The organism is Chryseobacterium jejuense (assembly GCF_017877355.1).
GTDB classification, from domain to species: domain Bacteria; phylum Bacteroidota; class Bacteroidia; order Flavobacteriales; family Weeksellaceae; genus Chryseobacterium; species Chryseobacterium jejuense_A.
In genome coordinates, this window is the sequence record NZ_JAGIPR010000001.1 from 705,930 (window position 1) to 720,868 (window position 14,939).

Consider the following 14,939-nt stretch of genomic DNA (forward strand, 5'->3'; position numbering starts at 1 on the left):
ATTGAATATTACTGTTTATTTGTTAGGTTTAGTTTCCTTGGTCTTTTCTGCCGGAGCATAAGTAACTTTTGTGATATCAACTGTCATTTCTTTCAGACGTTTTGCTACGTTTTCAGGCATGTCTTTCTGGTATCTTCCGCCAATAACTTCGGAAAGGAACTTTTCTGTTTCGGCATACATCGCCATACTGTTTACAGGTTTTCTGAATCCATGTCCTTCATCATCAGCTAAAATATAATTTACTTTTTTACCTTTATCACGAAGAGCTATGACAATTTGATCTGCCTCAGCCTGTTTTACCCTCGGATCATTAGCACCCTGAATAATCAGTAAAGGTTTATTAATTTTATTGACACTGAATAAAGGACTCGCATCATGCATTAGCTTTTTACCTTCTTCAGTTTTTGGATCACCTACCATACCATAAAGGGAAGCACGCGCAGATTCCCAATAGGCAGGAACAGAATCCAATAGAGTGAAAAGGTTGCTAGGGCCCACAATATCAACTCCTGCAGCATATACATCAGGAGTGAATACCAACCCGGCCAGAGTAGCATAACCACCATAGCTGCCTCCCATAATAACTACTTTGTTTTTATCAGCTATTCCTTTGTCAATCAGGTGTTTTACGCCCCATGTGATATCATCCTGCATCAATTTTCCCCATTGCAGATCGCCACCGTTCTGAAATTTTTTACCGTATCCGCCACTTGCTCTGAAATTGGGTTGCAGTACAGCATATCCTCTGTTTGCAAGAAACTGTACAATTGAATTATACCCCCAATAATCCCTTGGGCCTTTTGGTCCTCCATGAACTAAAACCACAATCGGGACATTTTTGCCGGAAGAACCTGCTGGTAAAGTAAGATAAGCCGGAATTTCAAGTCCGTCACTGCTTTTGTAGCGGATTGGGGTCATGGCAGCAAGGTGTTTTTCAACTTTCTTCAGCTCCGGTCTTGGAGTATATTGGAAAATTAATTCTTTTGTTTTGGTATCGAAAAAATAAGACTCAGAAACATATTGGTCACTCCAAACTGAAATTAAAAATTTAGAATAATCTTTTGTGGAGCTTGAAAAATTAATTTCCTTACCAGGGAATTTACTCTGTAGGAATTTATAGTTAGCTTCCCAATTTTTGTCTTTCCAGTAGTATTCAGTTTTATCACCCGTGTAAGAGGTGAAAATAATTTTTCTTGTATTTCTGTCTGCAGATAAGCCGCCAAAATCTACTTTTCCTTTAGGATCGCTTTCTATTTTCGTGATCTGTTTGGTTTTTGGATCCATCAAAAATAATGCAGATTGATCGAGATCTCCTTTATTGGTTACCAGATAAAACTTTGAATTATCTTCGTTCCAGTTTGGAATATAAGCTTCTTCAGTTACTAATGTTTCATAGATGGGAGTCAGCTTATCACCGTCTTTATACAGGAACTGAGTTGTTCCTTTATCATCCGTTCTGTTTAAAATTCTAAGCTTTTCATCCCAGTCGAAATCGTATCCTGTAATACGATCTTTATTTTCGAATACCTTTTTCAGTTCACCGGTAGAGATTTTTAAAGAGTACAAATCATGCCACGCTTTATCACGGTTATTTAATCCAACCATTATCAGATCAGGATCTTTTCTGCTGACCATATAGATTTGAGCAGCCACTTCATTAAGTGGGGTGAGATTTCTCGATTCAGGAACCCCATTGGCTGCCTTAGCCATTGGATCAACTGCAAAAATATTGGTGTTTTCATCGCCATTTTTATCCTTTACATACAATATGTATTTTCCATCTTCCGACCAGAAATATCCATTTAACGGTCGCTTGCTATCTGTTAATGGTTTGGCCTTTTCAAAGGGTTCATCGAATTTTTTTACCCAAATGTTCATGATTCCACCGTATTCTTTCAGGAATGAAATCCATTTTCCATCCGGGCTCAATTGGCCACCGGTAATCTCAGGGTTTCCAAAAAACAGTTTTCTGTCCAATAATTGAACATCCTGTGCCTGAAAGGTTTGGAATCCTATCAGCAGGAGTAATACATAAAATATTTTTTTCATATTTTTTGATTTTGATATTTGTTAATTTAGTTATTAATTTATATAAATCATTGATTATATTACATTAAAGTTGCAAAAAATTAAGTTTACAAGTCCAGTTCAATAATCTTCTTGGCCATCTTTTGATTGATACTTTCAGGAATTAAACTCATCATAAAATTCCGTAATGAGTTTCCGTATTCCCATTGAGAAACTTTGCCTATGGTTCGGCTTGTATTTACAATATAATCTACTTTTCTTCTCCTGATCTTCTGAAATTCTTCAAAAACAGCATTAAAATCTTTATTTTTTTCCAATAGTCTACCGAGCACATAAGCATCTTCAATAGCCTGACAGGCGCCCTGTCCCATATTGGGCGTGGTAGCATGAGCTGCATCTCCAATAAGACATAGGTTTTCGGTATACCATTGAGGAATAGGAGTGAGGTCTGTAATTTCGTTACAGATGATATTTTCTTTTTGGGTAGCCTCAATAAGGTTCAAAACCAAATCATCAAAATCTTTAAATAGGTCTGTAATTTGGGAGTACCTGCTAAAACTTTTCTCATTGATACATGCATACCAATACACTTTTTTCTCAGAGATTTTTACAAACCCAAAACGTTTTCCTTTTCCCCACATCTCAAAAGCTTCGTGATGGTGGTGCTCGGGGAGCTCAAAATCTACTAAACCACGCCAGCATTTCTGTCCGGAGCTTCGGATTAATCCTGTTTTTAGAATTTGGTTCCGAATAGGAGATTTTATACCATCAGCACCAAAAACAATGGTGCTTTCTATCTGATTTCCATTTTCAAAGTCTAAAATATAGTTTTCTTTCTTTTCAATTTTCTGTAAAGAATGATTAAGCTTAATGGAATTTTGATCCAGATTTTCTGCAAGAATTCTTTGAAGTTCCGCCCGGTGGATCGCTACGTTACAGGACTTGTACTGAGCTTCCAGTTCAAGGATTTCCGTCTTTGAAAAAGGTTTCAGAGACTCATTGGACAAGGTAATCCTGTGAATCTTATTTCCAGCATTTTCAATTTTTTCCTTTAAACCTAACTTATCAAAAACTTGCATGGCATTTACAGCCATCATGATTCCGGCCCCAACCGGTTTTATTTCTGGTGCAGATTCGTAGATCGTAAAATTGTATCCATTTTGTTGGAGGACACTTCCTAAGGTAAGTCCGCCTATTCCGGCTCCGATGATTGAAATTGTACTCATTGTTTATTTTGTGATAATATGTTCAGTAAGAAGTTACTTTTATTTTTTGCCACGAATACACGAATAAAATCCTCTATGCCTCTTTGTGCTTTGTCATCCTGAATACAGACGAAGGTCTGCGAACGTAGTTCATAAGTGAAATGAAGAATCTAAGCTATATATGAGATTCTTCCTCGTTAGATAAAATAGATATAGGCTTTAAGCATAATAAAATTATTTGTGTATTCATGGTAATTTTCCAACAAGATTATGAACTTATAATGTCAAAATATAACTTTCAGATACCTTTTTGAAACCATATCTGTTGAAAAACTGATGGGCACCATGATTATTCACTCCGCTTTCCAGCAAAATAAAGCTGATATTCCAGCTTTTAGATTCCTCAATGGCTTTTTCCAACAGCTTACTTCCAAGAGATTGTCCTCTTACAGACTGATCCAAAAGCATATCCTCCAGAATCGCATACTTTTTAAAAGGACTGTTGATAACATTGAAAACCATCATTCCTACAATTTCTTTATTCTCATCTTCTGCGATTAAAATATTCAGTTTGGAACTCCCATCAGAGTTGAAATCTGTAAGGAGCTGTTCCGTTAAAATGACATCAAGATCCGGATTCCAATGATGAGTGTCGATAGCTCTGCCAGACATCATTTCGCCATGAGAAATATAAGTATCTGTTTTATGAGTGATAAAAAAATCTACCAATTCCTTGATGCGAGTCTTATCTGTAAGCCATTGTGTAGTATAGTTCATGAGGTGTTGTTATTTTAGTTTCTTTAATTCTTCCAGTAATTTATTCTGTTTGTTGATAAACTGATCCAGGCTATCCGTTTTTAAAGGATGGGCATTTTGATATTTTTCAATTTCCGGAAGTGTTTTTCTGATTTTAAAGGAAGTGTATACATTGCTCAGATTGACATTGTTTTTATTAATTTGAGCAATGAGGGAAGTGATATTTCCAGTTTTCAAACTGTATTGAGTGGAGCTAGCCAGAATTTCTTTTTCAATTTGCTGCTTAACCAAAGAGTCTGTTATAGATTTTGCAGCATATCCGGCTTCCCGGTAAAAAGCATCAGATTTATTAAGTATTTCATCGTATACTTTTAATAGCTCAGTACTTTCTTTTTGTACTTTAAGTATTTTATCATCAAGTGCCTTAAGGTTCTTATCATTTTTAATCAGTTCAGAATAAGTTTTATCAACCAGATTATCACCACGATAACTTTCAAAAGATCCTGAGACGGAAGACTCTGCATTATCGATAGCATTTTCTATGATAGGAGGATTTTGTTGTTTACTTTCTCTGCAGGAAAGTAGAGATAAAGCGAATGTAGCTGCAAAAAGTATTTTTTTCATTGTGATTGTATTTAATGATTATGTTTTGTTGGTGTGAGCCTTACGTTTTTAGTATTAGTTGAAGGTATTTTAGAAATTGTTACAAATGCTTATTAATAGAATGTAACTCAAAATTTTTATTTTAAAAACTCAGAGTGATAGTAATTCATTATGACAAAAATAAAAAAACGGAGCCTGAAAACAGACTCCGCTTATAAAATTGTTTGTGCTAAAATTATTTACCTAAATAAGATTTAAGGATCTTACTTCTGGTATTGTGTTTTAGTCTCTTAATTGCTTTTTCTTTGATCTGACGAACTCTCTCTCTTGTAAGATCGAAAGTCTCACCAATTTCTTCTAAAGTCATTGGGTGTTTTCCGTTCAATCCGAAGTATAATCTTACCAAATCAGCCTCCCTTGGAGTTAAAGTATTTAATGCTCTTTCAATCTCAATCTGAAGAGATTCAAGCATCAAATCTTTATCAGGACTTGGTGATTCTCCTGAACGTAATACATCATAAAGATTAGAATCTTCACCTTCTACTAAAGGTGCATCCATAGACAGGTGTCTACCGGAGTTTTTCATAGATTCTTTGATATCTTCCTCACTCATGTCAAGAACTTCAGCCAATTCTTCCGGAGAAGGTGGTCTTTCATTTTCCTGCTCAAGGTGAGCGTATGCTTTATTAATTTTATTGATGGAACCAATTTTGTTCAACGGAAGTCTTACAATTCTTGATTGCTCAGCCAACGCCTGTAAAATTGATTGACGGATCCACCATACTGCATAAGAGATAAATTTGAAACCTCTAGTTTCATCGTACCTTTTTGCCGCCTTCATTAATCCTAAGTTACCCTCATTAATTAAATCAGGTAAGGAAAGACCTTGGTTTTGGTATTGCTTAGATACAGAAACTACGAAACGAAGGTTGGCTTTAATTAATTTCTCCAATGCGGCTCTGTCGCCAGCACGTATCCTTTGTGCCAATTCTACTTCCTCGTCCGCAGTAATCAGTTCCACTTTACCAATTTCCTGCAAATACTTGTCTAATGAAGCAGTTTCCCTGTTGGTAACCTGCTTAGTGATTTTTAATTGTCTCATTTATTTTTATCCTCAAAAAAGAGTTACTATATATTATACGTATAGAAATACAAAAAGGTTACACAAGTTTTACTTTTTTATTAAATATTTTAATTGAATATGAGTAGGAGAGGTTAGAACATAGGTTTAGAAGTAAAAAATAAATTAAAAAGTAATCCCTTACCTGACATAATTCTATATAGAATGGTTGCCATTATTCCCCTCCTCGGGGTGTTAAAAATTCAAAGAATTTTTGACAGGGTGGTTCTATACTACATCATATTCATTCAACCTATAGATCACCCAACTTCAAACAAAAAAACGGAACCAAAGTCCCGTTTTATCTATGTCTGTAAGAATTTTATTTCAATTAGAATAGCTCATTCAATACTTTAGCTAATCTCAATCCTCCGTACAATAATTGTCTTTCAAGAGTATCATTGAACTTGTATTGATAGTCGTAAGATAATTTTGAATCATTAGGAGTCTGTGCATAGATTTTGTTGGCGATTTTGTGAGAATCATATAACCAATCTTCCAGAGTTCCGGATTGAATTTGGGCAACTTCTTCTTTAGATTTAATATCCAAAAGCTTAGAATATTCGGTATAGCTGTATTTTTGAGAATCTACTAATTTACCATCCCAAACAGAGTGTAAATTGGTTTTATCCCCGAAATACGTAACATTAATCTTGTTTCCTCCTAAATCCTCTGCTCTTCCTACATGTAATGGTTGTGCAAGATCTCCCATAATATGAATAAGGAAGATTAAGGCAATCTTTCTGTCTTTTGCAGATGTTTTTTCATCTTTAATCTGGCTGGATAGGGTATTAACCTGAGTGTAAAGACTTGGTCCTGCCTGCATTTTTAAGTTTTGGTCAAAAGCCTTAAAGTCAGTTTGCGGATCAATGTTTACGTAGTGCCATGATGAAGCCTGTTTCCAAGCACCTGTAGTATCAGATTTGATAAAGTCTGGCCAGTTAGCCCAATATGCAAGACGTTCCCTGCCCATTATTTTTTTGATTTCTCTCTTAGCCTTTCTGGAAAGGTGATTTTCTGCAATATCTGCAATTACTCTGTGCCCCGTCAATCCCCACGCATAAGAATAAAGTGAAGAGGAAATGAATGCTAAAATCAGAATTTTAGAATAAATACTTTTCATTTTAAATAACAATTTTCAGTCTGCAAAGATACGGTCCTCTTTCCGAATGAGTATACATTATCCCGAATTTATTCCAAAGGATGATGTTAATAAAATTTAATCTGAATACAATAGGGAATTGTGCTAGGTTTGGGACGAGTTACGGGATACGGGATACGAAGTATTTAAGTAATATAATAAGGATATGAACTGAAATTTCAACTATCCAACCTTAAACCTTGAATTCAAAACGTTAAACCCCTGATAGTGAACTTCGAACTTTAAACTTTAAACCTTGAACAAATTCTTCAATTACCGTATTTTTACGGAATTTACTGAAAATTATTCCTTTTAATGTCAATAAATTAGTATTTTTAGAATAAAATTATTGGCAAAATATTTTTTCAAACTTATGAGATATATTATCTTTACCAGTCATAATCACAGGAAACACTATGCATGAGAACAATATAGTAGATATGAACTATAATAAGCTGCAAACTGACTTTAAAGCAGAGGCTGTAGCTGTTAATCTTTTAAAATACCATCGGACGGTAAGCAATATATTTATTGAAAGAGTCGGTGTGAACGATCGTGCTTACTTAAAAGACATTAAAAGCATTTCGAGCAGTTATCTAGGTTTTGATGAGGAAGTATTCACGATAGAAAGTTATAGGGAGGGAATTTATGACTATCTTCCTGAAGGGTTGTTTCACCCACCTTCTCTCGGAGCTTCCAGAAAAAACGTAGATACGGTTGTAAGAGAAATCAGAAAGCAGAAAAGAGTAGAGGATGATGCACGAAAATTTTTCCGCCCATTTGAGCTGGAAGTTTTCTTCACAGAGATCAGTGCGCTGCTTAAAGAGTCAGAATTTGATATAACAAGCAATACGGATGCTTTATTGGAAACAGTAAGTGAACTTTGGCCGCTTATTGATATGCTGGATAAGCAGAGTGCTTATATATTTATGCATATTCTGCCGTTTTTCCATCAGATCCGTGGAGATAAAAGATGGTTTGAAAGATGTATGACTGCTTTTCTTCAGGTTCCGGTTAAGGTAACCTTTTCTCCTAATGTTATTGATGAAATCGAGAAAAATGATGATTCAATGCTGTTGGGAAATTCAAGATTGGGCGTGACTTATATTCCTAGTGGGAGACATATGGATGGACAGCGAAACTGGGTGATAAATATTGGCCCGATTCCTTATGAGGAAATGAAAAAATATATACCGGGAAGCCCATTCAGAAAAGTTCTTCAGACATTGTATGATTATTTTCTTCCTATTACAGTGGATATAGAAGAGAATTTCGTTACAGAAAAGCTGAAATACTCGTTCAGCCTTGAGGATGATGAAAGAAATGCCAGCCGCCTTGGATACTCTACATTCCTCTAAATTATTTTATTATATTTACAACTACCAACAAAGTATAAATTCGAAAAGAAACAAATGGAAATTTCTTCAGTAAAAGGTATTTTTTTAAGGTATATTTTAATGCCTTTAATCGCCATCATCATGATGTTTATCCTGGGAATTATCAGGAGAAACAAACCTGCGATCAAAATTAAAGTAATTATTGTATACGTTCTTCTGTGCAGTTTATGCCTGGCACTACCGGGTTTTTTTGGATTTGCCGGAAATCTTTTTAATCCGTATTGGTATCTCATTGCACAGGTTATTTACCTTATTTTTGGGATTATTCACGTTAATTTATTACACAAATATTTCAAAAAGCATATTGATTCTCTGGCAATGAGTATTTTGTTTGAATCTATACTTTCCTTGACATGTATTGCTTTGGGTGGATTTTTATTTACCCTGTTATTCAACTGGATGAGTAAAGGTACAGGGTATGCTGTAATGGCAGCTACAAGTATGCTGATCTTTGTGGTTCCTATGGTATTTTATTATTGCTATATCCAATTTATCAGTATTCCTTTTGATATTTATAAAACCTGGAGATATTCTCCGGAGCAAAAGCTTCCTGATTTTGAAGGGGCAGATTTTGACCGTTTGATGGTTCTGAATGTTGAATTAAGCAAAAACCTTGAAGATTCAAACCGATTCAGAATTAAAGCTAAAACGCTTCCAACCGGAATTACTTTTGGAGACTGGTTTTACAGAGTGGTTGATGATTATAACCACAAAAATCCGGGATCTATCATTCATCTTTCCGATGAAGTAAGAGAACCTTATTATTGGATCTTTTATACCAAAAAATCGTTTTTCAGCTTTAGAAAATATATAGATTTCGACCAGGACATCACTGCAAACAGCATTTCTGAAAATGAAGTGGTTATTTGTAAGAGAGTCATTCAGCATGAAGAGGAGGGAGTCGCAAGAAAATCATAAACACAAAAAATTAAAAAGTATTAAACATGATACAACCTATTAAACATTTTGCAATCAACTGGGTGGATGGGATGAAAGTTTCCCAAAGACACCTTAATGATCAGGATAATTTCTTAATTGATACCATCAGAGATTCCAATTCACTTGGGATTACTACATATAATTATGGGCTTTTGCCTATTTCTACTGAGTATACAGACCGTACTATTTTTGATGTTCATAACACTGCTACCAATGATGTACAGCTTGTTATCAAAAGATGCAGCGCTGTTACCATGGCAGGTTACCGTATCGAATTAAGTGACAGAAGAATCAGTGTAAAATCACTAGCAAAATCAATGAGTGAAGAGCAGGCAGATGGAGAATATTATATCCTTATTTCTGTAAATCCGTTTGATAAAGTTCCTTTTGGAGATATTGATCCGGAAGAAATTCCACCACGTCACCCAAGTGCACAACCTAATCACCACATTGAACTTCTTCCTGTAACGTCTTTGAACAGCAGCTATTCAGGAGGGAATTATCTGATTATCGGTAAGGTAGATTTAAAAGCGAATATAGCACAGGTAGATTCTAATTTTATTCCACCTTGTACTTCGGTTCAGAGTCATCCGGCTTTAGTAGATTATTACAGCAGTTTTGCAAAATCTATTGGAAACCTACAGCAATATGCTTTCAAAATCATTCAGAAAGCTTCTCACAAGAATCAGAATACTGCCTTAGCACAGAATGTTAAGTTTGTTTGTAATACGATGGTGACTACTTTTGGAGATATGTATTTCCAGTTCAGGAATATTACACCATACCAACCACCGGTATTTTTAATTGAATCTTTTGCAAGACTAGCCCTTCATTTATACAACTCAACGCAACTTCTGGTTCCTGCAGAATTGGAAGAAATGCTGAACTATAGTTTGGAGTGGAGTGAAATTGCACCACATACTTTACTGAACCAACTTTCTATTGTTGCAGAAACAAACTACGATCATCATAATTGCGGAGAACCTTTACTTTATATCCAACAGATGTTAAGAAGTTTAGAAATTATCTTCTCTAAACTGAGCGAGCTGGATTACATTGGTCAGAGAAAAGAAAATATCATTGTTAACGAACAGGAAGTTTCTTCAAACACCAATCCAAAAAGAGGTTGGAGTGTATTAGATTAAAAACTTCTTCCCATTATAAAAAAGATATGAAGCCGTCTCATTTTCCTTGAGGCGGTTTTTGTTTATAAACTGTCAATATTATTTTTCTAGGATGTTTTTTTTTGATTTGGAGTGCCTTTTTATGCCACTTTCTTTCTTAAGTTGTGTGCTAAAGCGTGTAAACCGAACTCAATTTCTACTTTTTTCAACGATTTTAGCATAAATCGCTTAAAATGGTGATTGTGTTTGAGGTTGGCAAACGTAGGCTCTACATCGTAACATCTTTTTTTACGTTTTTCTATCCCTTCTTCACTTTTCAGTCGCTTTCGTGTGAGTTCTTTATGACGTTCCAGATTGTGATTTCTCTCTATGCTTCGGTTTTCTTTGGATTGATGGCACATGCTTCTTAATGGGCACCCTTGGTAGTTTTTGGCCTTGTAATGCGATAAAGTCTGCTCAAAACCGGTCTTGGTAGTTTTGCTGCTTTCGTGGGTTTTCTCCATCCGTTGTCCCATTGGACAAACGTAAAAGTCTTTCTCACGGTTGTAGTGCAAATGCTCTTTGCTAAATGTTTTGTTTTTACTCTGATAGTTTTCGTCCTGCTCTTTATCAAATGTATTGTACTTTACAAAAGCCTCTATTTCAAGTTTCTCTAAAAGCTCATAATTCTCTTCACTTCCGTAACCTGAATCAGCGGTAAGGTATTGATTCTGTATCACAGTAAAATTATCATGGATATTTACTGCAGACATCTTAAATAATGTCCCGATTTTCTATAGATTATATTATTTATCCTACATCATACACCCTACATCATATTTTTTTAAAATTCCATATTCATGAATAGGCACTATGACGATTGAGTTGTAATAGACTGGTAATTAATTATTTATTTTGATAATGTATGTGTGTAGTATATTGTTTTTAACAGTTTTTTTAATTTATGATATAGTTTTGTGATAATCTATTGTCTATCGTTTGTTTTGTTTATAGAATCATCAATGATTGATATAATAAGGTTTCAAAAATAGAATTTTGATTTTTATAAAAGATTAAGTTCTATAACGCATGTGAGATTTACAGAAGAGAAAAATAATTTTAAAATCTGATATAAATATTTAAAATATAAATGAAATAACTCAAAAAAATATCTATGAAAAAAAAATTGTCTAAAATCTTTTGTCTTTGTCTTTTTTCTGCCGGAACAGTAGTGATGGGCCAAAATAAACTCAAGATAAGTCTGGATGCTGGGTATACGTATGGTGTTTTAAATTCAGATCTTTCAAATCTTGTTGATTCAAGGTACACAGGGCGGTATGGTTTCGGGGTCAACCTGTCCGGGGAGTATATGATCTGGAAATCGCTTTTTGTTTCTACAGGGGTGTCCTTTCAGCAAAAGAATTATAAGTTTGAGAGAACAGGAAACCGGGAAGGATGGTATACAGAATATAATAATAATTTTTTAACCCTTCCTTTAATGGTAGGAGGTTATATCCTGAACAATCCACATGAAACTACGGGTGTATGGATCAAAATTGCCGGAGGAATGTACACGGATTACTGGCTTAGTATGAGAAGAGAAGGGCGGTATCCGGTATTTAATGAATTGCAGGAAAATGGAACTTTCAATTATGCGCAAGTATCGGATAAATATGATTTCAAAAAGAATGAAAATCAACTTAACCGTTGGGGATATGGACTGGCAGGCCAGGCGCAGTTAGGATATTCTTTTAATAAGTTTGATGTATATGGGTCTTATAACTACCAGTATGGGCTTTCGGATATCAATATGGCGAATGATGATAAAGACCGTAAATCAACCATTCGGTCATATATGATTTCTTTAGGTATTTCCTATAAGTTTAAGTAAAAAGTTTTCCTATCAATTAAAATATATAAAATGAAAAAAAGCATCATTTATTTAGGGTTAGCACTGTTTTCAGCATCAGTGACATTCAATTCCTGTATGCAGGATAATGATTCCTCTATTACCGAGCCAACAAGATATACAAGCAATGATATAAAATCTTATGCCGATCTTTTTAAAGTATTCTGGACGGTAATGGATCAGCGGTATAATTATTTTTATGAACAGAAAGGAAAAGATGGGATGGATTGGAATGCCGTGTATAAAGAATATTATCCAAAATTTGCCGCTTTAAAATCCTATAGTGGAATTGGAGTGAGCGATGCAGAACTTCAGGCAGATGCTGAAAAAGCAAGAGAATATTTTACAGAAATCATAAATCCCATTATTGACAGACATTTTTACGTTAAAATAAAAGTACCCTTTTCAAATTCAGGAATTAGTAATACGTACACATTTTACGGAGGAATGAACGAAACAAGGGCAAATATTTATCCGTTTGATGCAAAATACGGATACATGAAAGACAGGCTTCAGGATGGAGCTGTGTTAGCGAATAATTTTTTGTTGGCGGGTAATCTAAAGTCTAATCCGGACATTTACTATTTCAGTTTCAAAAGTTTTGCTTTAGCTACAAATTATAAAATTACTCTTATTGATAAATATTTAAGTCCGGATCCGGGAAATTCGCTTGTTCTTACGCCTTCGGCTATTGAAAGCAGCACACAACTCAATGCAATTAGTGATATTAACAAGAGAAATGAAGTTAAAAATTTCACTATAAATCTATTAAACGAATGGAATTCATTTCCGAATTCAAATGAAATGAAATCCTTCAATAGCCAGATCGGAGTGTTTAAAAGTACAGAAGTTTTATCGGATCAGTTTTTAGATTTGACTCAGCAGTTACTCACTAAGTCTAATAATCTTGTGAAATATAATAGTGCTGCTACTTATTCATCAGTGTTAAATAGTGAAACTCTTCCTTATATCCAATGGTTTATCCAGCAGATGGATAATCATGTAAAATATGGATATAACTTGAGCCAGTTCCAAAATGCAGCCAACAAAATACTAACAAATGCCTCTTTTTATAAAAAGTTTCTGAATCCTTTGCACAAAGGAGATATTAAAAAAGTGATTATTGATTTAAGAGGTAATGGTGGTGGTAATATTGTTGATGCCCGTTTTTTTACAGACAGGTTTATTACTAAAAGTACTGTTGCATTTTATCAGAGAACAAAAGAAGGGAACGGACAATTTAATTATACTCCATGGGTTCCGGTACAAACACAGTCTCATCTATTTGGAATTCCTGGGAATATTCCTGTTGTTGTTTTAACGGATAAAGGAAGTGCAAGTATGTCGGAAATGTCTACATTAATGCTCAAAAGCCAGGGAACCCATGCTATTTCTATGGGAGATTACAGTGCGGGAGCTACTGCAGGCCTGGGAGGATCAGATGATTTTAACGGAGGCACCCGGGATGCTATTGCCGGTGGGATTTTAGAGTTTTATATGCCATTGATGGCCACTAAGAATCTCAATGATGAAGTCATTGAGGGGGTTGGTGTGAAACCGGATATTTATGTGACGCCTCCTTCGGATGCTGAAGTTGCACAAATGACCAATACTCCTAAAACATTTGCAGACAGGGTAATGGAAGAAGCCATTAAATATCTTTTAACCAAATAGTATTGCATAAAAAAGACCTGGCTTCTGCCAGGTCTTTTTATATCATATTGATTTATTATTTCTTATTCAGCAGTTCTAAAGTGTGTTCAACGTGTCCACCGCCTTTCCATTCATCATGTCCAGGAATAATTAATGTGGCTTTAGAATACTTGGCTTTCAGTTTGTTCATCGTCTTTGGCCATTCTTCTACATTGGCTTCTTTAATATATCCCAGATCAGTAGCTGAATTACTTTTTACAAGACATCCACCATCTAATACATTGTATTTTGGGAACCATACCACTACATTATCCGCAGTATGACCTTCTCCAAGAAAATCTACTACAAACTCTTCTCCTCCAATGCGGTAAGGTTTTCCAGTTTTGATAATTTCAGTGGATATAGCTTTTCCATCTTTTTTCAAAAACTCATTAGTTTTGGGGGTTGCATACGTTTTAATCCCTTTATTATTGAAAAAGCTAAGGTCTCCTGCACGGTCATCATGAGAGTGTGTTGCAAATACAGCAACAACAGGTAAGTTGTGACGCTTTTGGATAGTATCCATCAAGCTTTGGTATTGTACTTTTTCCCATGGAACATCAAATAAAACAACCCCTTTTTTGGTGACAAGATATACTGAATTGGCAGAATATTCTTTACCTCCAAATACTCCAAAAGTTTTATAAATATGTAAATTGTTTTTAATGGGTGGTTCAATTACAAAATCTTTTACCTGCGCACTTGCAAAAGGACTCAACAACATTGAAACAATAAAAAACTGGATGCTTTTTTTCATAATTTTAAAGGTAATAATTAAAGTTTAGGTATTTGTGAGAAGGGTGAATCTCAACGGTATATTTTGCAAACCTAGTGAAATTAATTTTTGAAGTTTTTGATAGGAAAAAGTTTAACCGTTTTTTAACAGTTGTGAATGTGAGGGAATGTTGATTGTATAATAAAAATCACTCCGTCAAAAACTCTTTAAGTTTTAAGAGCGCTTAGCTTGAAGTATTTTAAATATTATTTATAAAAGCCATGAATACACAAATATCCTTTTATTTGTGGCAAAAAATGCGGCTTCAAAA

General features: G+C 34.8%; 13 protein-coding genes. 5 read left to right on the plus strand and 8 right to left on the minus strand.

The features are described from left to right. Positions 1 to 15 precede the first annotated feature (15 nt). The 6 genes from J2772_RS03220 to J2772_RS03245 form a co-directional block, all read right to left on the minus strand. The gene (locus J2772_RS03220) at positions 16 to 2,049 is read right to left on the minus strand and encodes an alpha/beta hydrolase family protein (protein ID WP_209913210.1); all 2,034 of its coding nucleotides are present in this window, start codon (positions 2,047 to 2,049) and stop codon (positions 16 to 18) included. 86 nt (positions 2,050 to 2,135) lie between these two features. Further along, positions 2,136 to 3,254 carry an FAD-dependent monooxygenase gene (locus J2772_RS03225; protein ID WP_209913212.1) on the minus strand — a complete coding sequence of 373 codons (1,119 nt, stop codon included), beginning with the start codon at positions 3,252 to 3,254 and terminating at the stop codon, positions 2,136 to 2,138. 255 nt (positions 3,255 to 3,509) lie between these two features. Beyond that, positions 3,510 to 4,010: a GNAT family N-acetyltransferase gene (locus J2772_RS03230; RefSeq protein WP_209913214.1), complete on the minus strand. Its 501-nt coding sequence runs from the start codon at positions 4,008 to 4,010 to the stop codon at positions 3,510 to 3,512. 9 nt (positions 4,011 to 4,019) lie between these two features. Continuing rightward, entirely contained in the window at positions 4,020 to 4,613 is a 594-nt protein-coding gene (locus J2772_RS03235; RefSeq protein WP_209913216.1) for a hypothetical protein, read from the minus strand. Between the two features lie 214 nt (positions 4,614 to 4,827). Continuing rightward, a complete protein-coding gene (locus J2772_RS03240) occupies positions 4,828 to 5,694 on the minus strand; it encodes an RNA polymerase sigma factor RpoD/SigA (RefSeq protein WP_002979276.1) in 867 nt (288 codons plus the stop codon). A gap of 349 nt (positions 5,695 to 6,043) precedes the next feature. Further along, on the minus strand, positions 6,044 to 6,835 hold the full coding sequence (locus J2772_RS03245) for a S1/P1 nuclease (protein WP_209913218.1): 792 nt from the start codon (positions 6,833 to 6,835) through the stop codon (positions 6,044 to 6,046). 458 nt (positions 6,836 to 7,293) lie between these two features. Between J2772_RS03245 and J2772_RS03250 the strand changes: the two genes are divergently transcribed. The 3 genes from J2772_RS03250 to J2772_RS03260 are packed head-to-tail and all read left to right on the plus strand — an operon-like array spanning position 7,294 to position 10,334. Further along, positions 7,294 to 8,211: a type VI secretion system baseplate subunit TssG gene (locus J2772_RS03250; protein WP_245365088.1), complete on the plus strand. Its 918-nt coding sequence runs from the start codon at positions 7,294 to 7,296 to the stop codon at positions 8,209 to 8,211. Positions 8,212 to 8,265: 54 nt separating this feature from the next. Next, positions 8,266 to 9,168, plus strand: coding sequence for a TssN family type VI secretion system protein (locus J2772_RS03255; RefSeq protein ID WP_045497008.1), 903 nt, complete (start codon positions 8,266 to 8,268; stop codon positions 9,166 to 9,168). Between the two features lie 26 nt (positions 9,169 to 9,194). Beyond that, positions 9,195 to 10,334 (plus strand): hypothetical protein, encoded by a 1,140-nt coding sequence (locus J2772_RS03260; protein ID WP_209913222.1) that lies wholly within the window; start codon positions 9,195 to 9,197, stop codon positions 10,332 to 10,334. 119 nt (positions 10,335 to 10,453) lie between these two features. On the opposite strand, the gene J2772_RS03265 is transcribed toward J2772_RS03260, so the two are convergent. Continuing rightward, positions 10,454 to 11,065, minus strand: a complete 612-nt coding sequence (locus J2772_RS03265; protein WP_209913224.1) for a transposase — start codon at positions 11,063 to 11,065, stop codon at positions 10,454 to 10,456. Between the two features lie 401 nt (positions 11,066 to 11,466). Between J2772_RS03265 and J2772_RS03270 the strand changes: the two genes are divergently transcribed. Beyond that, a complete protein-coding gene (locus tag J2772_RS03270; RefSeq protein ID WP_209913226.1) occupies positions 11,467 to 12,183 on the plus strand; it encodes an outer membrane beta-barrel protein in 717 nt (238 codons plus the stop codon). 30 nt (positions 12,184 to 12,213) lie between these two features. Further along, entirely contained in the window at positions 12,214 to 13,875 is a 1,662-nt protein-coding gene (locus J2772_RS03275) for a S41 family peptidase (RefSeq protein WP_209913228.1), read from the plus strand. A 55-nt stretch (positions 13,876 to 13,930) separates the two neighbouring features. Here the strand turns inward: J2772_RS03275 and blaIND are convergent, their stop codons facing one another. Then, a complete protein-coding gene (blaIND, locus tag J2772_RS03280; RefSeq protein ID WP_209913230.1) occupies positions 13,931 to 14,650 on the minus strand; it encodes an IND family subclass B1 metallo-beta-lactamase in 720 nt (239 codons plus the stop codon). Positions 14,651 to 14,939: the final 289 nt, after the last annotated feature.